The sequence below is a fragment of the Paenibacillus sp. NPDC056579 genome (assembly GCF_042793215.1).
Classification (GTDB): domain Bacteria; phylum Bacillota; class Bacilli; order Paenibacillales; family NBRC-103111; genus Paenibacillus_S.
This window is the reverse complement of the sequence record NZ_JBHTVD010000003.1, coordinates 365,009-388,354: the sequence shown is the minus strand read 5'-3', so window position 1 is coordinate 388,354 and position 23,346 is coordinate 365,009. Positions and strand designations below refer to the sequence as shown.

Genomic DNA, 23,346 nt, shown 5'->3' with positions numbered 1-23,346 from the left:
CTGCCTGCGGACCGACCGGCTTTTCGTTTCCTATTAGCGCATTTTCTCTTTTGACGATTGTGCCGAACATGTGTACAATCAAGGAGTACATAATTAGTAATAAGAGAGGCGGCGGAACCTTGTTGAACATACAATCGATTCATTGGAAATCCAGCCAGCCTATGACTGAGGATTATATACGAAACTATGACAAGGTCAGCTCCTTGTACGATTATAATCCGTGGGACAGCTCTTCCTGGCAGGAGAGGGCGGATTGGCTGGACCGTGGGCGGGCTAAGGCTGCGGATCGCGAGCAGGTGGCCGACGTGCTGGCGGCCTTCAATCAGCGGCTACATAACGCTCCGGAAGCTATGCAAGCAATTGAACAGCTGCGGGACGACCGGGCTGTATGCATTGTCGGAGGCCAGCAGGCCGGATTGTTAACGGGACCCGCGCTGGTTATTTATAAGGCGGTAACCTTGATCCGCTCGGCGCGTCAAGCGGCACAGAAGCTTAACCGTCCCGTCATCCCCGTATTCTGGATCGCCGGGGAAGATCATGATTTCGATGAAGTGAATCATATCTATTCCTTGACGCAGGATATGCAGGTGAATAAAATCAAGATTGACCACCCCGGCGGAAAGCGCAGCTCCATCAGCAAGCTGGGCATTTCCGGGGAGCAGTGGGAGGAAGCCCTCCGCCAGCTGGATGAATCGCTGATTCCGACCGAATTCAAGGCGGCATGGATGGATTCCCTTCATACCATTGCGGCTGCATCCTCTACGCTCGTCGATTTCTTCGGTCAGCTTATCGCCAAGCTGTTCGGCTCGTACGGACTCGTGCTGCTGGATTCGGACGACCCTGCGCTGCGGAGTCTGGAAGCGCCATTGTTCCGTGAGCTTATTACGGATCATGCAGCCTACTCCGACGCTTATCATCGGGGCAAAGCCCAGGTGCAGGCTCTCGGCTATTCTTCCCAGGTAGACATGCATGAGCGCGGCGCCAACGTCTTCGTTTTCGATGAAGGGGACCGTATCCTTCTTTATTCCGCGGAAGGCGGCGGCCGGTTTACCGATAGGAAGCAAGAGAGGGAATATTCCTTGCCGCAGCTGATGGAATGGACCGAGACGGCTCCGGAAAGATTCAGCAACAACGTGCTGACCCGTCCGCTGATGCAGGACTATGTTCTTCCCGTGCTCGGAACGGTGCTTGGTCCCGGGGAAATAGCCTATTGGGGGCTTACGAAAGAAGCATTTCATCGCGCCGCAATGAAGATGCCTATCATCATTCCGCGTCTGGAATTTACACTGCTGGAAGGCACCGTGCAGAAAAACATGCAGAAGTACGGACTCACTCTGGAGGATGTACTGTACCGGCTGGATGAGAAGCAGGAGCAGTGGCTTCGTGAGCAGGACAGCCTCAAGCTGGATGAGCGCTTCGAGCAGGTGCGCAGCCAGTTCAAGGATAGCTATCAGCCCTTGGTCGAGCTGATTGCCGGCGTGAACCCGGGACTCGGCAAGCTGGGTGAGACGAATATGGGCAAAATTATCGAGCAAATCGGTTTCCTCGAGCAAAAGGCAGCCGATGCGGTCCGGTCCCAGTTCGACGCATCCATGCGCCAATTCCAGCGTATCGGCCTATCCGTATTGCCCCTGGGCAAACCGCAGGAGCGGGTTTACAACATCTTGACGTATTTGAATAAATACGGCAATGAATGGCTTCAAGAGCTGATTGACGGCGACTATGAGCATGACGGTCAGCATAAGATTTGTTATTTTTAAGTTCGAGCAATCCTGTTCAACACGCGATTCTACATAGGGGTTATTCGGCCGGCTGTCCGGCATCATTTTACACTAGGAGGAGCAACAATGAACACTAAAGAACGCAGCATTATCAGAGACCTGTCTTTGGCGCCGGAAGGCCATTTGAAAATCGATTGGGTTAACGCCCACATGCCGGTATTGAACCGCATTCGCGAGCAATTCGAGAAGGAACAGCCGTTCAAAGGGTTGAAGGTTGCGATTTCCCTTCACTTGGAAGCCAAAACGGCGTATTTGGCCAAAGTCGTTAAAGCGGGCGGAGCGGAAGTCGCTATTTGCGGCAGCAACCCGTTGTCCACGCAAGACGATGTGTGCGCTGCACTGGTCGAGGACGGAATTACGGTATTCGCGAAGTACAATCCGGATCCGCAGGAATATAAGGATTTGCTCGTGAAAACGCTGGAAACCGAACCGGACCTGATTATCGACGACGGCGGCGACCTCGTTTCGGTATTGCACTCCGAGCGTAAAGATTTGCTCAAGAAAGTTCGCGGCGGCGCTGAAGAAACGACAACCGGTATTTTGCGCTTGAAAGCAATGGAAAAAGACGGCTCGCTTCAGTTCCCGATGGTAGCTGTTAACGACGCATTCTGCAAATACTTGTTCGATAACCGTTATGGTACCGGCCAATCCGTATGGGATGGCATCAACCGTACGACGAACCTCGTCGTAGCGGGCAAAACTGTCGTAGTAGTAGGCTACGGCTGGTGCGGTAAAGGGGTAGCCCTTCGTGCCAAAGGACTTGGCGCCAATGTTGTTGTAACCGAAATCGACGCTATCAAAGCGGTTGAAGCTTACATGGACGGCTTCGCTGTTATGTCGATGGAAGAAGCTGCCAAAGTGGGCGACTTCTTTGTAACCGTTACAGGCAACCGTGACGTTATCCGCGGCGAGCATTATAAAGTGATGAAGGACGGAGCGATTCTGTCCAACGCAGGACACTTCGATATAGAGGTTAACAAGCCAGAGCTTGATGCTCTTTCCGTATCCAAGCGTACGGTTCGCCGCAATATCGAGGAATACACGCTTCAAGACGGCCGCAAGTTCTACCTGATCGCAGAAGGACGCCTGGTCAACCTGGCTGCCGGAGACGGCCATCCTGCTGAAATTATGGATATGACCTTCGCACTGCAAGCGATGTCCTTGAAATATGTAAATGACAACTACCAAAATATCGGCAAAAAAGTAGTCAACGTACCTTACGAGCTGGATGAGCAAGTAGCCCGCTATAAGCTGGCTTCCATGGGAATTTCCATCGATTCCTTGACGGAAGAGCAAAAATCCTACTTGGACAGCTGGGCGGAGCATTAATCCCTGAGTCTTTCGTATCGACAGCCTTTCCCATCGCGGGAGAGGCTGTTTTTTTGTTTCCGGGCAGCTTTATTGTCAATTCGATGCAACAATCCCATAATCCACCACGTTATTAAGGTAGCGCCGGCATTAGGGTCAAAGTAAGAGGCGCAAGCTGCATTCCACAGGGGGGATTGAAATGCAAGCCGAAACAAGAAGAAGAGAATGGCCATGGTTTAAAATGAGCAAGTGGGCTGTCGCAGCACTGCTGGTAGTAGTTATCGCCGGATGCGGAGCTGCGGATCAAAGCAAGCAGTCGGCGTCCAGTGCGTCGCAGGAGCTGGCCTTCGCAGATTCCAAAGCAGCGGCGGACACTAGTGCCGGAGGCGCTAACAAGGCGACGCCCACGGCTTCGATGGCAGCCCAGTCTGCCCAGGCTGGCAGCGCTGCGGACGCGTCCAAGCCGGCGGACAGCTTCAATGGGAGCGGAGCCGAGAGCACGGTGGACCGCAAAATCATTTATCGCGCCAATTTGACGATGCAGGTCGAGAAGTTCGATGAGGCGCAAAGCAAGATCGAAGCCGCGGTCAATCAGGCGGGAGGGTATGTGCTGCAATTCAGCCAGAATGAAACCCAGTATGAGAAGAACGGCACGTACATGATCAAGGTTCCTGCAGGCGGGTTCAGTTCCCTGCTGAATCAACTGGAGAAGATCCACCCGTCCACGCAAAAAAATATGCAGGGGCAGGACGTGTCGGAGGAGTACGTCGATTTGAGCGCAAGGCTGAAGGCGAAGCAGGTGGTGGAAAGCAGGCTTATCGCGTTTATGGAGAAAGCGTCGAAGACCGATGAGCTGCTAGCCTTTTCTACCGAGCTTGGTAAGGTGCAGGAGGAAATCGAGCGAATCAAAGGCCGGATGCGGTATTTGGATCAAAATGTAGCCTATTCGACGATTGAGCTGAGGCTATCGCAAAAAATCGGCTCTGCCGCCGTCATCAAGGCACAGGATGGGGGACCATTGATGCAACGGGCTGCCGCAGCCCTCAACGGGAGCGCCGCCGTACTGCTGCTTGTTTTCCAATGGATAGTCGTTATCGCAGCGGCGATTTTGCCGGTCTTCCTCGTGCTTGCCATACTGGCGGTACCGTTCTGGCTGTGGAAGCGCTCGAGAAGTAAGAAATTGCTCGAAATTCGTAAAAAGCTGGCTGAAGAAAATGAAGATTTCTCGGGAAATAAGTCGGAGAACGATGACGGCTCAGCGAGCTGAAAATGAAAATGTTTGAGGAAATCCTGCTCTGTAGCAGGATTTTTTGTTTTTGTGGAGAAATGTAACTATACAGGTGGTGGAAAGTGGGGTAAAGTGGTGGAAAGGGGTGAGGGTTGAATGTTCATGGGGGAATTCCAGCACAGCATCGATGATAAAGGTCGTATGATTGTGCCGGCTAAATTTCGCGAATCCCTTGGACCCTCCTTCATCGTTACCCGCGGCTTGGACCAGTGCTTGTTTGTATACCCCAGGGAAGAATGGAGCGTGCTGGAGCAGAAGCTCAAGGCGCTGCCTCTTATGAAATCGGACGCCCGCGCGTTTACCCGTTTTTTCTTTTCCGGAGCTACCGAATGCGAGCTGGATAAGCAAGGCCGAATGAACATACCGAATAATCTCATCGAGCATGCCAAATTGGAAAAAGACTGCGTTGTCATCGGGGTTTCCAATCGGGTCGAGATTTGGAGCAAGCAAATGTGGGAATCCTATTCCCAACAATCGGAAGAATCGTTTAACGAGATCGCCGAGAAGCTTGTGGATTTTAATTTTGATTTATAGACCCCGACGAACACAGGAGGATATGCATCATGTTTCATCACATCACCGTTTTGAAAGAAGAAGCCGTAGAAGGACTGGATATAAAGCCGGACGGCGTCTACGTCGATTGTACATTGGGAGGGGCGGGACACAGCTCCGTCATCGCATCCCGGTTGAACGAACAGGGACTGCTCATAGCTTTCGACCAGGATGACGCCGCTCTCGCTAACGCTGAAACCAAGCTGGCGCCTTACATGGATAGAGTGAAGCTTGTCCGCAGCAACTTCAGGGATTTGGAGGCGCAGCTGCGGAACATTCCTCAGGCTATGAAGGACGGCAAGCCGCAGGTGGACGGAGTCTTGTTCGATCTCGGCGTGTCTTCGCCGCAGTTAGACGAGGCGGACCGCGGCTTCAGCTACAATCACGATGCCGAGCTGGATATGCGAATGGATCGAACGGCGGAATTGACGGCCAAGGAGATTGTGAACGAATGGCTGGAGCAAGAAATTTCGCGCATCTTGTTCGAGTATGGCGAGGAGAAGTTTTCCCGCCGCATTGCGGCGAATATAGTGGCAGCACGCGCCAAAGGCGCTATCGAAACGACGGGGCAGCTCGTGGAGCTGATCAAGGAATCGATTCCTGCGGCGGCACGGCGCAGCGGGCCGCATCCTGCCAAGAGAAGCTTCCAGGCGCTGCGCATCGCGGTGAACGACGAGCTCGGCGCCTTTGAGGAAGCGCTGGAGCAGACGATCCGCTGTCTCGCGCCGGGAGGACGAGCTGCAGTCATTACCTTCCATTCGCTGGAGGATCGCATCTGTAAGCAGACGTTCGCCAAATATATTGAGCGCTGCACGTGCCCTCCGGATTTTCCGATGTGTGTTTGTGGGAAGAAGGGGACGCTCAAGCTCATTAACCGCAAGCCGATCGAAGCGGGAGACAACGAGCTGGAAGCCAATCCGAGAGCGCGATCGGCTAAGCTTAGAATTGCCGAGAAGCTGTAGCATAACAAGGACGATACTATTAATAATGGATCCGCGGAAGTGAAGGAGGAGAAACTGCATGCCTGCATATATTCATGGGAATTTGGCGGTCGAGCAAAAGTCTGGCCAGAAAAAGGTAAGTGTCAAAGAAACGAAGAAGGTTGTTTACCGCAACAAATCGCTCCCTGTACAAGAGAAGCTGCTCTACTTGTTCACCGTGCTTGTCTGCGTAGCCGTCGCCAGCCTGATTATATGGCGCTATGCGCAAATCTATGAAATGAACACGAAAATTTTGAAGCTGGAGACCGACATCCAGAAGCTGCAGGCTGAGAATAGCGTGTTGAAGCATAAAGTGGACGGGCTGTCGAGTCCCGACCGCTTAAGACAAGAAGCGACGAAGTTAGGCATGGTGCCTCCGGACGATAAGCAGATCAGCAAAATACCTAGACAAACTACCGGAAGCCCATCCAAAGAGACGGCTGCCAACCAGAAAAAGACGGAAACCCCGTAATCATCTGACTTGGAGAGTGACTATATGAACAAGAAAGTGAAGCTGAGATCGCTACTTATCGGGGGGGTATTTACCCTCCTTTTTGTTGCTCTGGTGGGCAGGCTGTACTGGGTACAGGTCGTGGACGGCAAGGAGCTTCGCGCCGAGGCGCAAAAAAAATGGGAAAAAGAAGAAGTGCTGCGTCCCGTACGGGGAATGATTAACGACCGCAACGACAAAGTGTTGGCGGAGGACGCTCCTGCGTTTACTCTGGCTCTCAATCCGAAGATTATCCAGAGCAAGCACTTGGAAGTGACGGTAGCCAAACGGCTTGCCGATTTGTTGAAGACATCGGACGATCCTGCTTCTATCGCTGCGCTGGAGGAGAAGATTTTATCCCGCTTGACCAAGCAGTATTCGGTAACGAATCCTCAGGTCGAAATTCGCAATGAAGGCTGGAAAATTGACGCCGAGGTGGCCGAGCAAATCAAATTGCTGGTAGAGGAGCTTAAGAAGCAAGCGAATACGAACAATGTCGGCATTTCTTTGTTAAAGGAAACGAAGCGGTTTTATCCCGGCGGCAAGCTTGCTTCCCATATTTTGGGTTACAGCGATAAAGAAGGCAATCCGATCATGGGATTGGAGTACAAGTTTGATGAGGCCCTCAAAGGGATTCCCGGCTCCCTGATGTACGAGAAGGACCGTACCGGCGTCGAGCTTCCCGATTCCAAGGTAACTTACCAGCCGGCTATTGACGGCAATAATGTAAGGCTGACGATAGACAAAAACATTCAATTTTACATAGAGAGCGCACTTGAAAAAGTATACGACCAGTATCGCCCCAAAAGTATTACGGCGATAGCGGCCGATCCGAAAACGATGGAAATTCTCGGAATGGCCAGCTTGCCGAACTTTAACCCGAATAAATATTGGGAGTCGAAAAATCAGAGCGACTTTTTCAATAACGCTATAGGCTCCCAATATGAGCCGGGCTCCACTTTCAAGCTGGTTACTTTGGCTGGTGCGGTGGAAGAAGGCATATTTAACCCGAACGATACGTTTATGTCCGGCTCGATTCAAGTTCCGGGCAACCGGCTGCATGACCATAATATTGTCGGGTGGGGACCCATTTCCTATTTGGACGGGTTGAAGCGCTCAAGTAACGTTGCATTTGTCAAGCTAGGCTATGAAAAGCTGGGCAAAGACAAGCTGGTGCAATATATCGACAAGTTCGGCTTTGCCGCCAAAACCGGGATCGATCTTCCGGGCGAGGTTGCCGGTATGGTACGGTTGCGCAATCCCGTCGAATATGCGACAGCGACGTACGGTCAAGGCTTGACCGCAACCTCGATCCAGCAAACCGCTGCTTATGCGGCTATCGCCAATGGCGGCAAGCTGATGTGGCCACATATTGTAAAGGAAATCTATAATCCGAAGACCAAAGAAGTGATTCAATCGTTCGAGCCGAAGGTCATTCGCCAGGTCGTATCCGAAGCGACGGCTAAGCAAGTGAGCGGATATTTGGAGCAGGTCGTAAGCGACCAAGCGATTGGTACCGGTAAGAAGGCGGCCATCGAAGGCTACCGCGTAGCCGGGAAGACGGGAACAGCGAATAAAGTCGAACCGGGCGGCAAAGGGTATGCCGAGGGCAAATGGGTTATTTCGTTCATTGGCTACGCCCCTGTCGAGGATCCGCGAATTCTTGTGACCATCATTGCCGACGAGCCTGATCTTGGCGGTGACTACCATCGGGGCAGCGAGGTGGCTCCGCCTGCATTCAAGGAGATCGTCTCGCAAACGCTTCGTTACATGGGAGTTCCATCCTCGACGCAGCAGACGAAAGCTCCGGAGAAGGAAATCAAGGCGACCGTGCCTGATTTGATCGGGCAAACGGTGGAGCAAGCGAAGACAACGATGAACAAATACGGTATTGCCGTTGAAGCGATAGGCAAAGGCCCTAAGATCACCGCCCAATCTCCGGCGCCTGGTACAGAAATCGGAACTACGCAACGAATTTATTTAACCATGCAGGATACGGGAGGAGACCCGACGGTTCCCGATCTAACCGGGAAGTCGCTCAGGGATGCGCTCGAAGTATGCTCCTTCCTCAAGGTGAAATGCCAATCCAACGGAGAAGGCTACGTGGCCTCCCAAACCGTTGCGACAGAGGGCGATGTGAAAGTTGTTACCCTGCAGCTTAAGCCGTACAGCGAGCTGATTCAAACGCCGACGGGCGATACGGCTGCCTCCAAATCGGATAACAAGCCGCCGGCCAAAACATCCGATGGTGCCAAGACAACAGATACTTCCGGCAAAAAAGGTACAACAACAACCAGATAGCTTGTTCTATCCCCTGGTTGTCCCGAATAGTCTGGATATGAAACAATCTAGACAACCTTTCGGGAGGGGAGAACAACGTCCATGAGGGCATCGAATGTTACGGTTCGACGTCGGCTGTTTGCCGCTTTAATTGTAGGAACGGTTTTGTTTATGGCGCTGATCGTGAGGCTCGGGTACGTGCAAATTTGGATGGGTACCGAGTTGTCCGAGAAGGCGGAGCAGCTGTGGAGGCGCGATATTCCTTTTGAAGCGAAGCGGGGAGAAATATGGGATCGAAGCGGTGTGCAGCTGGCGTACAATATCAGCTCGCCGACGATTTACGCCATCCCGGCGCAAATTAAGGATATGAAGGCAACGGCCGCACAGCTAGCGAACATGCTGCAGGTTACCGAAGAATCGGTATTCAAGCAAATTAACGTTCGGAAATCGAGCGTGCGCATACAGCCTGCAGGACGCAAAATTACGCAAGAGAAAGCGAATGAAATCAGGTCGCTGGAGCTGCCGGGAATCATTGTAGCCGAGGACAACAAGCGGTATTATCCGTTCGGAGGTCTTGCGGCTCATATTCTTGGGTTTACCGACGTTTATAATAAAGGCTTGACGGGCATAGAATTGAAGTATGACAAACTGCTTACCGGATTGCAAGGCAGCCTTTCGTATTTGGCGGATGCGCGTGGCGGGAGAATGCCCGACTCTTCGGACGAATATGTGAAGCCCCGTGACGGTATGAACCTGCAGCTTACGATTGATAATCACCTGCAGTCGATATTGGAGCGTGAGCTCGATCAGACGATGGTGAAGTACCAAGCGAACAATGCCATTGCCATCATGATGGATCCGAACAACGGGGAAATATTGGCTATGGGTTCGAGACCAGGCTTTGATCCTGGCCACTTCCGTGATTTTCCGAAGGAATCGTACGACCGCAACCTGCCGATCTGGATGACGTATGAGCCGGGTTCGACCTTCAAAATCATTACCCTGGCCGCAGCGCTGGAAGAAAAGAAGGTCAATCTTACGGAGCCGTTCTATGATCCGGGCTCGATTGAAGTTGCCGGCGCGAGGCTCCGCTGCTGGAAGCGCGGCGGCCACGGGAGCGAAACATTCCTCCAGGTCGTGGAAAATTCATGTAACCCCGGCTTCGTCGTTATGGGCCAGCGGCTCGGCAAAGACACGCTGTTCAACTATATTTCAAATTTCGGCTTCGGCCGCAAAACGGGTATCGATCTGAACGGGGAAGAAAACGGAATCATGTTCAAGCCATCCAAGGTCGGGCCTGTGGAATTGGCAACAACCTCGTTCGGGCAAGGCGTATCGGTAACGCCCATCCAGCAAATTACAGCGGTTTCTGCCGCCATTAACGGAGGGAAGCTGTTTAAGCCGCATGTAGCCAAAGGCTGGTACAGTCCGGAATCGGGAGATTTAGTCGAGACTGTGAAGCCGGAGCTGGTCAGACAGGTCATCTCGGAGAGCACCTCCAAGCAAGTTCGGGAAACGCTCGAGAGTGTCGTAGCTAACGGTACCGGCCGCAATGCATTTATTGAAGGGTATCGCGTCGGCGGAAAGACGGGTACCGCGCAAAAGGTAATCAACGGCCGTTATTCGGCCAATGAGCATATCGTCTCCTTCATCGGCTTTGCGCCTGCCGACGATCCGAAGGTAGTTGTGTATGCGGCTGTAGATAACCCGCAAGGCATTCAATTCGGCGGACTGATCGCCGCTCCTATGGTTAAGAAAATAATGGAGGACGCGCTCCATTATATGAATGTTCCTGCGCGCAAGGATCAGCTGGAGCGCAAGTACGTGTATGGCGATACGAAAACCGTGCAGGTACCAAGCTTGATCGGCATGAGCATTACTGATATTTACGAGGATTTGAACTCCGATTTTCTGCTGGCCAAGTCGGGTGTCGGCCAATATGTAGTCAATCAGGTGCCTAAAGCGGGAGTAAAAGTAGAGCAGGGCTCCACCATCCGCATTTATTTATCGGATACCGCGCCGCCACCGGGATCTTAAGAATAACAATTTCTATGAAAATGAAAATTTGGGCTTTTCATTGAGGCGATTTTTGTCCATAATAGATACCATGTGTTAAAAACGGAGGGTAACTCATGCAGCTAAAGGAACTGGCATCTCAGCTTGCGGTCAGCCGCATTTTGGGCGACGCGGAGACGGAATTCACCGGAATACAGACCGACTCGCGCAAGGTTCGGCCGGGAGATCTGTTCCTGTGCATTCCCGGCCTTGTAACCGACGGCCACCAATTTGCAGCCAAGGCGGTCGAACTCGGGGCTGCGGCATTGGTTGTCGAGCATGACGTCGACGTTAACGTGCCGAAGCTTCTGGTCAAGGATAGCCGGTACGCCATGGCGGTCATCGCCAATTATTTCTACGGCTATCCAAGCCGTGAAATGAAGCTGATCGGGGTAACGGGCACGAACGGCAAGACAACCAGCACGTACTTGATCGACGCCATTTTGTCGGATCAAGGCTTTCGTACCGGATTGATGGGAACGATTCAGATGAAAATCGGATCGGAAATCACCTTAATGGAACGAACGACGCTCGAAGCCATCGATCTGCAGCGAAATTTGCGTCTGATGGCTGACGCGGGAACCGATTATTGCGTGATGGAGGTTTCCAGCCATGCGCTCGATTTGGGCCGGGTGAAGGGCTGCGGCTTCCGAACGGGGATCTTCACGAATCTGACGCAAGACCATCTTGATTACCATGAAACGATGGAGCAGTATCAAGCTGCCAAAGGGCTGCTATTTTCCAGAATGGGAAACGAATTTCACGGAGACCCGAGCCGTCACTCCTACGCTGTCCTCAACGCGGATGACCCTGCCTCGGACTACTACGCGAAGCAGACCGCAGCTCAGGTCATCACTTACGGGATTGATCGGCAGGCTGACGTTCGCGCGGAAGATATTCAGATCACGTCCAAAGGAACGCGGTTCCGCTGCGTCACGTTTCGCGGGACCGCAGACTTCCATACGAGACTGGTCGGCAAATTCAACGTCTACAACGCGTTGGGGGCCATTACGGCCGCATTGCTTGAAGGCATTCCGATTGAAGCCGTCAAGCAAAGTCTGGAAGCCGTACAGTCGGTTGACGGGCGGATGGAGGTCGTCGACGGCGGTCAGCCGTTCCTCGTGCTCGTCGATTACGCCCACACGCCGGACGGACTGGAGAATGCGCTATCCACTATCAAGCAGTTTGCTGCAGGACGCATAATTACCGTCTTTGGCTGCGGGGGAGACCGTGACCGCAAGAAGCGTCCGCTGATGGGGAAAGTGGCGGCGAGCTACAGCGACTATTTGTATGTAACGTCCGATAATCCGCGCTCCGAGGACCCGCGAAGCATACTGGAGGACATCATACCCGGGATCGAGCAGGCAGGCATGTCGAGCGACCGATTCGAATTGATCGCGGACCGCAGGGAAGCGATACAAAAAGCCGTTGCTCAGGCAACCTCTGACGATGTAGTATTGATTGCGGGGAAAGGGCATGAAACGTATCAGGAAATCATGGGCGTCAAGCATGATTTTGATGACCGCAAGGTTGCCAAGGAAGCGATAAGGGGACGATACCGTGATTAGACGAACATTAGGACAAATAGCGGCGATGGCAGGCGGAAGCTTGGCGGAGGAAGAGTGGGCCAACATCCCGGTCGGAGGCGTATCCAAGGATACGCGAACGATCCAGGAGGGCAATCTGTACATTCCGCTGATCGGTGAATCGTTCGACGGACATCAATTCGTGGATGACGCGGCTTCCAAGGGAGCCGCAGCCTCCTTATGGCAAAAGGATCATGAGCAGCGGCCTGCGGATTTACCGCTGATTCTGGTGGATGATACGCTGGAGGCGCTGCAGAAGCTTGCCAAAGCCTATAAGTCAGAGCTCGCTGTGCGTATCGTCGGCATTACCGGCAGCAACGGGAAGACGACGACTAAAGATATGACGGCTTCGGTGCTTGCCACGACCTTCAAAGTGCACAAAACGATCGGGAATTACAATAACCACATCGGCCTGCCTCTGACACTGCTTCAGCTGGATGAGAACACCGAGATCGCCGTGCTGGAGATGGGGATGAGCGGACGGGGTGAAATCCGGCTTCTGTCCGAGCTTGCCGAGCCGGAGATCGTATTGATTACCAATATCGGTGAAGCCCATTTGCTTCAGCTCGGCAGCCGGGAGGAGATAGCCCGGGCCAAGACGGAAATTATGACCGGTCTTCAGCAGGACGGCACGTTGGTGTATAACGGCGATGAGCCTCTGATCGAGAAGGTGCTTCCGGAGCTTAAGCCCAATGAAGGGATGAAGGCTTCGCGCTATCACCGGGTCCGTTTCGGAGCGAATCAGGATAACGATTTGTATCCTAGTGAAACCCGAATGGATGCGGCAGGCACGCATTTTACCATACCGCGTTTTCAAGATGTTGCTTTTTATATCCCGCTGCTTGGGTTTCATAATGTCATTAATGCATTGGCTGCGGTTGCCGTCGGCGTCCATTTCGGTATTCCGGCCGCACGTATCGCTGAAGGATTGAGAACGAGCACGATGACGAGTATGCGGATCGAGAAGCTTCAGGCTCCATCGGGGCTGACCATTTTGAACGATGCTTATAATGCCAGTCCTACATCCATGAAGGCGGCGTTGAAGCTGCTTCAGGAGCTTACCGGGTACAATCGCAAGATTGTCGTTCTGGGAGATATGCTGGAGCTGGGAGAACAGGAGGCGGAGTTCCACCGTGCAATCGGGCGGGAGCTTGATCCGAAGCAGATCGACCGGGTTTACGTCTTCGGGAGACTGGCACAATACATTGCCGAAGAAGCCTCTGTGCACTACCCTTCGGGGCGCGTATTCGCCTTCGACGACAAGAGCAGGCTGGCTCAAGCGGTCGCCGCTGTTGCATCGCCCGACGATGTCGTTCTCGTGAAGGGCTCCCGCGGGATGAAGCTTGAGCAGGTCGTGTCACTGCTGCAGCAATTATAACGGTTTTACGAAGTAACTTTCCTTCAGAAAGTTTGTAGATGATGCTTACGAAGTAACTTTCCTTCGGAAAGTTTGTAGATGATGCTTACGATGTAACTTTCCTTCGGAAAGTTTTTAGATGATGCTTACGATGTAACTTTCCTTCGGAAAGTTTTTAGGGGGACTTAATTGTGGATTTTAACGTGGTCATGATCACATTGGGGGCAGCTTTCCTGCTAGCCGTCATCATGGGCCCATTATGCATACCGCTTCTCAGGAGGCTGAAATTCGGGCAGCAAATCCGTACCGACGGACCGCAAGGGCACTTGAAAAAAGCGGGCACGCCGACCATGGGAGGCACTATCATTCTGCTTGCACTGGCATTGGCCGTATTGCGGTTTGCCGATAAAAGCATGGAAATGGTCATTTTGCTGATCGCAACGCTAGGGTACGGTTTGGTTGGATTCATGGACGATTATATTAAAATATTTTTGAAGCGGTCTTTAGGTCTGACAGCAAGACAAAAGCTGCTCGGCCAGCTGATTGTCTCGATTATAGTTTGTATTTTGCTCGGTCAAATCGGTCACAGCACCGATGTCCGCATTCCTTTTATCGATTATACGATTCCGATGGGATGGCTGTATTATCCTTTCGTTGTCTTGATGATGCTCGGTACGTCCAATGCGGTCAACTTCACCGACGGACTGGACGGCTTGCTGGCGGGTACGAGTGCAGTTGCTTTCGGAGCTTATGCCATTATCGCGTTGAATAATACGCAACCGGACGTAGCCATTTTCTCCGCAGCGATGGTTGGAGCCGTGCTTGGTTTCCTTGTATTCAATGCCCATCCGGCCAAAGTGTTCATGGGGGATACAGGTTCGCTCGGAATCGGAGGCGGGCTTGCGGTCGTAGCTATTTTGACCAAAGCGGAAATTCTACTTGTGCTCATCGGCGGCGTGTTCGTCGTAGAAGTGCTTTCTGTTATTATTCAAGTCGTTTCCTTCAAAACGCGAGGAAAAAGAGTATTTAAAATGAGCCCGATTCATCATCATTTTGAGCTTGTAGGCTGGTCCGAATGGCGTGTCGTCATTACGTTCTGGGCTGTGGGCATCGTGTTGGCGGGAATCGGACTATTTCTGAACGAGGTGTTGTAGCATATGAAGCATCCACGGTCGTATCGAAACGAACAAGTGGTAATATTGGGCTTGGCTCGCAGTGGAGTCGCTGTAGCCAAGCTGTTTCACGAGTTGGGAGCCAAGGTAACCGTCAACGATAAGAAAGAACGAAACCTATGCCCTGAGGCCGATGAACTTGCGGCTCTGGGTATTTCTGTTATTTGCGGCAGTCATCCGTCCGGATTAATTCATGAGGATGTTAAGCTCGTTGTGAAAAATCCCGGTATTCCGTACACTATCGAGCCTATCGAACGTGCACAGGAGCTCGGGATCGAAATCGTTACAGAGGTGGAAGTCGCCTATCACGTATGCAAGGCTCCGATGATCTGTATTACGGGCTCCAACGGCAAAACGACCACTACGACATGGATCGGTATTATGCTGGAGAAAGCGGGTTTGAAGCCGATCGTGGCGGGCAACATCGGGCGCGCTTTGACCGAGGCCGCACTCGTTGCCGAAGCGGATAACCATATGGTTGTGGAGCTGAGCAGCTTTCAATTGAAGGGTACATACGATTTCAAGCCGCGGATCGCGTGCTTGCTGAATATTTATGAGACGCATCTGGATTATCACGGATCAATCGACGATTATATTGAATCGAAGGCGAAGCTGTTCGCCAACCAGGGAGCTGACGATACGGCCGTTCTTAACTGGGACCAACCGGTATGCCGTCAAATCGCATCGAGCGCCAAGGCGAACGTGCTGCCATTCTCGATTCAAGAGGAACTGGAATACGGCGTATTTGTCACACCTACCTTCAAGGAATCCGTTCCTGCGGAAGACAGGCACATTGTATACCGCGATAAAAAGGGCTCGGTTCATCGGATTCTCGGCGTAAAGGAGATCGGCATTCCGGGAACGATGAATGTAGAAAATGCGCTTGCCGCGTCTTGTGCCGCGTTGACGGCGGGGGTGTCTATCGATACGATAGCACAGGTGTTGAGAGAGTTCCGCGGCGTCGAGCACCGGCTGGAGCACGTGGCTACGAAGGACGGCGTCGACTATTATAACAATTCCAAGGCGACGAACCCTGCCGCAAGCATCAAAACTATCGAATCGTTAGAGCAAAAAATCGTCCTGATCGCAGGCGGCCTTGACCGCGGATCGGATTATATGGAGCTTCTGCCCGTATTTCAGTCGGGTCGCATTAAAGGCATCGTAGCGTTGGGCCAAACGAAAGATAAAATATGTCATGTTGCTAGACTTGCAGGCATGAGCCTCGTAAAAACGGTCGATACTGCTAACAATGCGCAGGATGCGGTCAACGAGGCGGTTCGGGAGGCAGCCGACATGGCGGAAGCGGGAGACGTCGTTCTTCTGTCGCCGGCGTGTGCCAGCTGGGACATGTTTCCTTCCTATGAGGAAAGGGGAAGCATGTTTAGGCAGTCCGTGCATAACCTTTAAGAGGGGGGCATACAAGCCTACCCTACCATTTTGTTAAGGTTAAGAGGTGGCGCGTATGGCGAAAGCACGGTCTGCTCCGGATGTAACGTTATTGGTCTGCACGATGATGCTCTTGGCAATAGGTGTGGTGATGGTGTACAGCGCCAGTGCGGTGCTTGCATTTCATGAATTCGGCGATTATTTCTATTATTTGAAAAGGCAGCTTTTGTTCGCCGCGCTCGGAATCGTGGCGATGTTTTTCACTATGAACGTGGATTACTGGATATGGAAAAAGTATGCCAAAATCGCCCTGATCGTCTGTTTTGTCCTGCTGATCGTCGTACTGATTCCCGGCATCGGCGTCGTTCGCGGAGGCGCGCGAAGCTGGCTCGGCATCGGCTCCTTCGGAATACAGCCGTCCGAGTTTATGAAGATGGGCATGATTTTATTTTTATCGAAGCTGTTATCCGAGCAGCAGAACAAGATTACGCTGTTTACGCAAGGCTTGCTGCCGCCTCTCGGGCTGATGGGGCTCGCATTCGGTCTCATCATGCTGCAGCCGGATCTGGGCACAGGGGCTGTGCTTGTAGGTGCTTCGCTGCTTATTATTTACACGGCGGGAGCACGGATTTTGCATCTGTCCTATCTTGGTATGGTTGGCGTTGTAGGCTTCATCGGGCTGATTATCGCAGCTCCTTATCGATTGAAGCGAATCACGGCGTTTTTGGACCCGTGGCAGGACCCTCTTGGCGCAGGCTATCAGGCGATACAGTCGCTCTATGCGATAGGACCCGGCGGACTGGTCGGTCTCGGACTCGGCATGAGCCGTCAAAAGTACAGCTATTTGCCCGAGCCGCAGACGGATTTCATCTTCTCCATTATTGCCGAAGAGCTAGGCTTCATCGGTGGCTCCTTCGTTCTTGCTTTATTCATGCTGCTTGTTTGGCGGGGAATGCGTACAGCTATTACGGCCCCCGACACATTCGGCAGTTTGCTTGCGACCGGCATCGTAGGCATGATTGCGGTACAGGTCGTTATTAACATCGGTGTGGTTATCGGCATGTTTCCGGTTACCGGCATTACGCTTCCGCTGATTAGCGCTGGCGGATCGTCGCTTACGCTGATGCTGACCTCCATCGGCATTCTACTAAATATATCCCGTTTTGCGAGGTGAACGGCTTGAAAACCATCGTCTTTACAGGAGGCGGTTCAGCAGGACATGTCACTCCAAATCTTGCAATTATCTCCAAATTGAAAAAGCTGGGCTGGGATATCCAATATATCGGCTCCCGAGACGGCATAGAAAAAGATATTATTCATCATGCAGGCATTTCGTTTCATCATATATCGTCCGGCAAGCTCCGCAGATATTTTGACTTGAAAAACATCAAGGACCCGTTCAAGGTCGTCAAAGGGATCGGAGAGGCGTACATGCTGCTTCGCAAGCTGAAGCCGGCCATCGTGTTCTCCAAGGGCGGCTTCGTCTCCGTACCGGTCATAGTGGCAAGCTGGTTGAACCGGATTCCCGTCATCAGCCACGAGTCGGACATGACCCCGGGACTGGCGAATAAAATTTCCATGCCGTTCGTCACCCGGATGTGCGTCAATTTCCCCGAATCGCTGAAGCATATCAAGGGCGATAAAGGGATCTGCACCGGACTTCCAATCCGCGATCAAATTTTGCAGGGCAAGGCAAGCCGTGCTTACGATTTATGCGAGTTTCACAAGCAAAAGCCGGTGCTTCTCATCATGGGCGGCAGCTTGGGGGCCCAAGCGATCAACAAGGCCGTCAGAGACGCGCTGGACCCGTTATTGGAGCGATTCCAGATCGTACATATTTGCGGTAAAGGGCATGTGGACGACACTTACGCCAAACGCAGGGGCTACAAGCAGTTCGAATTCATCAACGATGAGCTGGCCGATGTGCTGGCGATGACCGATATCGTATTATCCCGGGCCGGAGCGACCTCGATCTTCGAATTCCTGGCTCTTGGCAAGCCGATGCTGCTCATTCCTCTAACGAAACAGGCGAGCCGTGGGGACCAGATCCTCAATGCGGCCTCCTTCGAGAAAAAGGGCTACGCCCGTGTATTGTTCGAAGAAGACTTATCGGCGGAAACGCTCGTTCAAAGTCTCGACGGAGTTTACGAGAACAAAGAGAGCATCGCGAACAATATCCGAACGACCCAACAAAGCAATGCCGCCGACACGATTATCGACCTGATTCAACAAATCAGTCTGAAGTAACTTTCTCGTTAAGAAGAAACTATTTGGGCGATTGTCACACTATTTCCGATTGAACATAAACTACACTATAACCGTGACAGACAACGGAGCATGCATGACAGTACGGAAAAAGCCGGCACCACCGGCGTTAGTTCGTTCCTGATCATTCCGGTTTTCGGCATTGCCGAGGCCGGCAGCCCGGAGGTTCTGTGGAGGAGGTTTTCCCATGCAACAGGTCATTACTCAATTGCTGAGCGGCGAATTCGGCGAATGTCGGCTGAATGAACCGCTGGCGCCTCATACCACTTGGAAGATTGGCGGACCGGCCGATGTTCTGCTCATTCCCGAAACCAAAGAGCAGCTGGTCGAGGCCGTCAAGCTGCTGCACCGGCATCAAACGACTTGGACCGTTCTCGGACGCGGTTCCAACATGCTGGTATCCGATAAAGGAATACGAGGAATCGTAATCAAGCTCGGGCCGGTGCTGGATACAGTGCGTTTTGATGGCGACGTCGTTTATGCCGGAGGAGCTTATTCGTTTATCAAGCTATCCGTCATGGCCGGCAAGGAAGGGTTGACCGGTCTGGAGTTCGCCGGAGGCATTCCGGGAACGGTAGGGGGCGCCGTCTACATGAACGCCGGAGCTCATGGATCCGATGTGTCACGAATACTGTTAAGAGCTGAAGTTCTGCTCCCGACAGGTGAATTGGTTACCATGCAGCAGGCGGATTTCGAGTATTCCTATCGGCATTCGTTATTGCAAAAGCAGCCGGGAATCGTTACAGAGGCGGTATTCCAGCTGAAGAGCGGGGACCGCAAAGAAATCGCCGGAGCGATGGCGGCTTACAAAGACCGCCGCAAGCGGACCCAGCCGCTGCATATGCCTTGTGCGGGGAGTGTATTCCGCAATCCGGAAGGTCATTTTGCTGCGAAGCTTATTGAATCGGCGGGCTTGAAGGGTTACCGCGTCGGTGGAGCCCAAATATCGCCAATGCATGCCAATTTCATCGTCAACACCGGGCAAGCGACAGCTAAGGACGTGCTCACCCTCATTGAACAAGTGCAGCGGACTGTATTGGAAATGTACTCCGTCAAGCTTGTACCTGAAGTATTGGTGGTGGGTGAGCGGTAAATCGGAGGTGGGACTTTGGAAAAGTTGGTTATCGAGGGCGGGAGACCTCTATCGGGAGCCATCAAGATTCACGGTGCGAAGAACGCCGCATTGCCCATATTGGCAGCAGGCATGATGGCGGATGGTACGATTACGATTCACAACGTACCCGACCTGTCGGACATTCAGGTCATGCTGAGCATACTAAAGGCTCTAGGTTGCCGCACGGAGCACCAGGACGATAGAGTTACCGTCAACACATCCACAGCGCATTCGCATCACATCCCTGAGCATCTGATGAGTCAGATGAGATCCTCCATCTTTTTGATGGGGCCGTTGTTGGCGCGTTTTGGTAGAGTGCAAGTCTATCAGCCCGGCGGCTGCGCGATCGGAGAAAGAAAGATAGATTTACATTTGAAAGGACTCACTGCATTAGGAGCGCAAATAGAGGAGTCCGGCAATATGATTGTGTGCACAGCCAAGCAATTGCGCGGTGCAGAGATCGTACTTGATTTTCCGAGTGTTGGTGCTACGGAAAATATTATGATGGCTGCTACGATGGCCGAGGGCTTGACTACCATTTCCAATGCAGCCAGAGAGCCGGAAATACAAGATTTGCAGAATTTCCTGAATGCGATGGGAGCTAACATTATTGGAGCGGGTACCGATACGATAACGATCGAAGGGGTATCCGAGCTGACTCCATGTACTTATCGCATAATTCCGGACCGGATCGTCGCCGGTACCATGATGATCGCAGCAGCTGTTACTCGAGGGAACGTTACCCTGGAGAACGTATGTCCCGCCCATTTGACATCGGCGATTCATGTGCTGAAGCGCGCAGGTGTTCAAATAGCGATTAACGGTGATATAATGAATATAAGCTGCTTATCGCGGCCCAAAGCAGTAGAACGCATCGTCACTTCGCCGCATCCTTCATTCCCGACAGATTTGCAATCGCAAATAATGGTATTGCTATCATTGGCCGATGGGCTGAGCATTTTGAAAGAGACCGTGTTTGAAGGCAGATTCAAGCATGTCGACGAGCTTTCCCGCATGGGTGCCGACATCCGTCTGGATTTGAATTCAGCGTTTGTCAGAGGCGTTCCCAGACTGTACGGTGCTACCGTTGAAGCAACCGATCTAAGAGCCGGAGCCGCGCTTGTAATCGCAGGTCTTGCCGCTCAAGGAACGACGGTCATTGAACAAATTCATCATATTGACCGGGGGTATGACCGGATCGAGCTCATGCTGTCCCGTCTCGGAGCCAATATCAATCGTGTGCTGCCTGTTCCTTCCGAATAACTCATTACGAACTTATATCATGATTCCTATGAACATTGCCGCTGATTTATCCCCTCTTTTTTAGACGGGGATACCAGCGGTTTACATAGTTTCCGCTTACGAAGAAGGCTTTCCTTCAGAAAGCCCTTAGGAGGGACAACCTTGCACCCCGAACAAAGATTGCCTGTCATCCAGAAACCGAAACCGAAGGCAAAAACAAAATCAAGAAGCAGCAGAAGACTGCTTTTGTTTCTTTTTTTATTTTTCATCATTCTGCTGTGCATTCTATTCTTCCAATCGTCTCTCAGCAAGATTACAGCGGTCGAAGTCAAGGGTCAGGAGCTGCTGAAGGCCGATGCGGTATTACAAGCATCCCCGGTCAAGGTAGGGGATCATTTCTTTTCCGTTACTTCGAATTATATCGAGGAGCAGATCGAATCGCTGCGAATGGTAGAGTCGGCGAAGGTGACCAAGCATTTTCCCGGTGTAATCGAGATTGAAGTCAAGGAATATCCGAGAGTTGCCTACCAGTTCAACGCCGAGAATCAGCCTGAGGCGATTCTTGCAGACGGGAGCGTTGTCGCCGTATCGGGAGATGTCAACTTCGTGATGGACAAGCCCATTTTAACGGGGTGGGGAAGCAACGAGGAATTGAAGAATAAGCTGTGCAAAGCGCTCGCTTCGGCTTCGCCTTCTACATTAACGGATATTTCGGAAATCAAACCGGATCCATCGGAATCGTACCCCGACCGGATCAAAATGTATACCCGTTCCCAGTTTGAAGTGATTACAACCGTCGGATATTTGCCTGAGAAGCTGAACTATTTGGGTACTTATATTACCAGCCTGAAGGAAAATAAAATCAATACCGGCGTCCTGAAGCTGCTGGAGGCGGACACTCACGCCCCCTTCGATACCGATGCCTCCAAGGGCAAAGACAGCGCGTCCAAAGACACCAAAACAGACCCGAAAAAGGACGCCGTCAAAGAGAATTCGACCAAAGCTCCAACAGGTAAAGATACGAAGACACAGGACAAAGAAACACCGCGAAACGGGTAGAAAATAGCTACTCAATCGCTAGAATTAATGATAGAATTGAAGTTACGGTATGTTTAGGCGCAAATGTATAAAAAAATTTGCGAAAAAAGAGGGAAAATCCCAGTCGTGTGGAATATGTACAGAAGCTTTCTTTTCATCGATGCTCATATCTATTAAAAGTCATAGGAGGTGCCACAGGTTGAGCAGCAATGACATCATTGTTAGTTTGGACATCGGTACATCCAAAGTTCGTGCTATTATTGGGGAAGTCGTTAACGGCGCCATTAATATAATAGGGGTTGGATCTGCCGACTCGGAAGGTATTCGCAAGGGAGCCATTGTCGATATCGATCAGACCGTTCAATCGATTCGCAACGCGATCGATCACGCAGAACGTATGGTAGGTATTCAAATAGCAGAGGTTTACGTTGGAATTTCCGGGAATCATATTGCTTTGCAATCTAGCCATGGCGTAGTTGCCGTTTCCAATGAAGACCGAGAAATCGGGGATGAGGATATCGAACGCGTCATTCAAGCCGCGAAAGTAATTCCTCTAGCACCTGAACGCGAGATTATCGGAGTCGTACCGAACCAATATTTGGTGGACGGACTGGATGAAATCCATGATCCGCGCAGCATGATCGGCGTTCGTCTCGAAGTCGAAGCAACTATTATTACCGGCGCCAAGACAGCGATACATAATCTTCTTCGCGTTGTCGAGAAAGCGGGAGTGAAAGTCGGCGGCTTGATTCTGATGTCTTTGGCGGCGGGACATTTGTGCCTGTCGAAGGACGAGAAATCCGTCGGAACCGTGCTCGTTGATATTGGCGCAGGACAAACGACGATTGCCGTTTTTGAACAAAACAATTTAGTCGCCACATCCACACTGCCGATCGGCGGCGAGTACATAACGAACGATATTTCGATCGGGCTTCGTACTCAAGTGGATATTGCCGAGAAGATCAAGCTGAAATTCGGCTGTTCCGTCATCGAGCATGCTGCTGCCGATCAAGTATTCAAGGTCAATCGGATAGGTAGCAACGTGGATAAAGAATTTTCGCAAGTGGATTTGGCCAATATCGTAGAACCCCGCGTGCAGGAAATATTCCATTTAATCCATTTGGAAGTACAGCGCCTCGGTTTCTCCGAGCTGCCTGGAGGCTATGTGCTGACTGGCGGAACGGTATCCATGCCGGGTGTTTTAGCTGTTGCTCAAGCCGAGTTAGCTACATCTGTCAGAATTGCCGTACCTGATTTCATCGGCGTTCGCGACCCTTCTTACACTAGTGGAGTAGGGATTATCCAATATGCTTCCAAATATTTGAAAACCGCCAAAACGAACAGCGCAGTGAAAAAATCCGTCTCGAATCCAAAAAAACCATCCGCGGCCAGCGAACAAAAGCCGTCGGCCATGGAACGATTCAAGAATTGGTTGAGCGAGTTTATTTAAGG

At 51.9% G+C, this 23,346-nt stretch carries 18 protein-coding genes; all 18 read left to right on the top strand.

Features of this window, described 5'->3' with window-relative positions:
- The first annotated feature begins 119 nt into the window (after positions 1 to 119).
- The 18 genes from bshC to ftsA all read left to right on the top strand — a co-directional run bounded on the left by bshC (position 120) and on the right by ftsA (position 23,344).
- A complete protein-coding gene (gene bshC, locus ACFQ88_RS14335; protein ID WP_239626966.1) occupies positions 120 to 1,760 on the top strand; it encodes a bacillithiol biosynthesis cysteine-adding enzyme BshC in 1,641 nt (546 codons plus the stop codon).
- 87 nt (positions 1,761 to 1,847) lie between these two features.
- On the top strand, positions 1,848 to 3,110 hold the full coding sequence (locus ACFQ88_RS14330; protein WP_239626965.1) for an adenosylhomocysteinase: 1,263 nt from the start codon (positions 1,848 to 1,850) through the stop codon (positions 3,108 to 3,110).
- Between the two features lie 178 nt (positions 3,111 to 3,288).
- On the top strand, positions 3,289 to 4,356 hold the full coding sequence (locus ACFQ88_RS14325) for a DUF4349 domain-containing protein (protein WP_239626963.1): 1,068 nt from the start codon (positions 3,289 to 3,291) through the stop codon (positions 4,354 to 4,356).
- Between the two features lie 117 nt (positions 4,357 to 4,473).
- Positions 4,474 to 4,911 carry a division/cell wall cluster transcriptional repressor MraZ gene (gene mraZ, locus ACFQ88_RS14320; protein WP_239626960.1) on the top strand — a complete coding sequence of 146 codons (438 nt, stop codon included), beginning with the start codon at positions 4,474 to 4,476 and terminating at the stop codon, positions 4,909 to 4,911.
- 29 nt (positions 4,912 to 4,940) lie between these two features.
- A complete protein-coding gene (gene rsmH / locus ACFQ88_RS14315) occupies positions 4,941 to 5,891 on the top strand; it encodes a 16S rRNA (cytosine(1402)-N(4))-methyltransferase RsmH (RefSeq protein WP_379454552.1) in 951 nt (316 codons plus the stop codon).
- Positions 5,892 to 5,949: 58 nt separating this feature from the next.
- Positions 5,950 to 6,381, top strand: coding sequence for a cell division protein FtsL (gene ftsL, locus ACFQ88_RS14310; protein ID WP_239626956.1), 432 nt, complete (start codon positions 5,950 to 5,952; stop codon positions 6,379 to 6,381).
- A gap of 24 nt (positions 6,382 to 6,405) precedes the next feature.
- Positions 6,406 to 8,700 carry a penicillin-binding transpeptidase domain-containing protein gene (locus ACFQ88_RS14305; protein WP_379454551.1) on the top strand — a complete coding sequence of 765 codons (2,295 nt, stop codon included), beginning with the start codon at positions 6,406 to 6,408 and terminating at the stop codon, positions 8,698 to 8,700.
- Between the two features lie 81 nt (positions 8,701 to 8,781).
- Positions 8,782 to 10,716 carry a stage V sporulation protein D gene (locus tag ACFQ88_RS14300; RefSeq protein WP_239626952.1) on the top strand — a complete coding sequence of 645 codons (1,935 nt, stop codon included), beginning with the start codon at positions 8,782 to 8,784 and terminating at the stop codon, positions 10,714 to 10,716.
- 95 nt (positions 10,717 to 10,811) lie between these two features.
- Complete coding sequence (locus ACFQ88_RS14295; protein WP_379454550.1) at positions 10,812 to 12,302, top strand: UDP-N-acetylmuramoyl-L-alanyl-D-glutamate--2,6-diaminopimelate ligase; 1,491 nt, start codon at positions 10,812 to 10,814, stop codon at positions 12,300 to 12,302.
- The gene (locus ACFQ88_RS14290; protein WP_239626949.1) at positions 12,295 to 13,698 is read left to right on the top strand and encodes a UDP-N-acetylmuramoyl-tripeptide--D-alanyl-D-alanine ligase; all 1,404 of its coding nucleotides are present in this window, start codon (positions 12,295 to 12,297) and stop codon (positions 13,696 to 13,698) included. Before ACFQ88_RS14295 ends, ACFQ88_RS14290 begins: the two co-directional genes overlap by 8 nt.
- 170 nt (positions 13,699 to 13,868) lie before the next feature.
- Positions 13,869 to 14,831, top strand: a complete 963-nt coding sequence (gene mraY / locus ACFQ88_RS14285) for a phospho-N-acetylmuramoyl-pentapeptide-transferase (protein WP_239626948.1) — start codon at positions 13,869 to 13,871, stop codon at positions 14,829 to 14,831.
- Positions 14,832 to 14,834: 3 nt separating this feature from the next.
- Positions 14,835 to 16,256, top strand: a complete 1,422-nt coding sequence (gene murD / locus ACFQ88_RS14280) for a UDP-N-acetylmuramoyl-L-alanine--D-glutamate ligase (protein WP_379454549.1) — start codon at positions 14,835 to 14,837, stop codon at positions 16,254 to 16,256.
- Positions 16,257 to 16,311: 55 nt separating this feature from the next.
- Positions 16,312 to 17,409 carry a stage V sporulation protein E gene (gene spoVE / locus ACFQ88_RS14275; RefSeq protein ID WP_239626946.1) on the top strand — a complete coding sequence of 366 codons (1,098 nt, stop codon included), beginning with the start codon at positions 16,312 to 16,314 and terminating at the stop codon, positions 17,407 to 17,409.
- A 5-nt stretch (positions 17,410 to 17,414) separates the two neighbouring features.
- On the top strand, positions 17,415 to 18,482 hold the full coding sequence (locus tag ACFQ88_RS14270; protein WP_379454548.1) for an undecaprenyldiphospho-muramoylpentapeptide beta-N-acetylglucosaminyltransferase: 1,068 nt from the start codon (positions 17,415 to 17,417) through the stop codon (positions 18,480 to 18,482).
- Between the two features lie 205 nt (positions 18,483 to 18,687).
- Positions 18,688 to 19,593, top strand: coding sequence for a UDP-N-acetylmuramate dehydrogenase (gene murB, locus ACFQ88_RS14265; protein WP_239626944.1), 906 nt, complete (start codon positions 18,688 to 18,690; stop codon positions 19,591 to 19,593).
- A gap of 15 nt (positions 19,594 to 19,608) precedes the next feature.
- Positions 19,609 to 20,877, top strand: a complete 1,269-nt coding sequence (gene murA / locus ACFQ88_RS14260) for a UDP-N-acetylglucosamine 1-carboxyvinyltransferase (RefSeq protein ID WP_239626940.1) — start codon at positions 19,609 to 19,611, stop codon at positions 20,875 to 20,877.
- Between the two features lie 141 nt (positions 20,878 to 21,018).
- Positions 21,019 to 21,915, top strand: a complete 897-nt coding sequence (locus ACFQ88_RS14255; RefSeq protein WP_239626938.1) for a cell division protein FtsQ/DivIB — start codon at positions 21,019 to 21,021, stop codon at positions 21,913 to 21,915.
- Between the two features lie 178 nt (positions 21,916 to 22,093).
- Positions 22,094 to 23,344, top strand: coding sequence for a cell division protein FtsA (gene ftsA, locus ACFQ88_RS14250; RefSeq protein ID WP_239626935.1), 1,251 nt, complete (start codon positions 22,094 to 22,096; stop codon positions 23,342 to 23,344).
- Positions 23,345 to 23,346 lie beyond the last annotated feature (2 nt).

Excerpts from the sequence above, each read along its gene's own strand:
- ACFQ88_RS14330 (WP_239626965.1), top strand. The coding sequence starts at position 1,848 with ATGAACACTAAAGAACGCAGCATTATCAGAGACCTGTCTTTGGCGCCG.
- ACFQ88_RS14325 (WP_239626963.1), top strand. The coding sequence starts at position 3,289 with ATGCAAGCCGAAACAAGAAGAAGAGAATGGCCATGGTTTAAAATGAGC.
- mraZ (WP_239626960.1), top strand. The coding sequence starts at position 4,474 with ATGTTCATGGGGGAATTCCAGCACAGCATCGATGATAAAGGTCGTATG.
- rsmH (WP_379454552.1), top strand. The coding sequence starts at position 4,941 with ATGTTTCATCACATCACCGTTTTGAAAGAAGAAGCCGTAGAAGGACTG.
- ftsL (WP_239626956.1), top strand. The coding sequence starts at position 5,950 with ATGCCTGCATATATTCATGGGAATTTGGCGGTCGAGCAAAAGTCTGGC.
- ACFQ88_RS14305 (WP_379454551.1), top strand. The coding sequence starts at position 6,406 with ATGAACAAGAAAGTGAAGCTGAGATCGCTACTTATCGGGGGGGTATTT.
- ACFQ88_RS14300 (WP_239626952.1), top strand. The coding sequence starts at position 8,782 with ATGAGGGCATCGAATGTTACGGTTCGACGTCGGCTGTTTGCCGCTTTA.
- ACFQ88_RS14295 (WP_379454550.1), top strand. The coding sequence starts at position 10,812 with ATGCAGCTAAAGGAACTGGCATCTCAGCTTGCGGTCAGCCGCATTTTG.
- murD (WP_379454549.1), top strand. The coding sequence starts at position 14,835 with ATGAAGCATCCACGGTCGTATCGAAACGAACAAGTGGTAATATTGGGC.
- spoVE (WP_239626946.1), top strand. The coding sequence starts at position 16,312 with ATGGCGAAAGCACGGTCTGCTCCGGATGTAACGTTATTGGTCTGCACG.
- murB (WP_239626944.1), top strand. The coding sequence starts at position 18,688 with ATGCAACAGGTCATTACTCAATTGCTGAGCGGCGAATTCGGCGAATGT.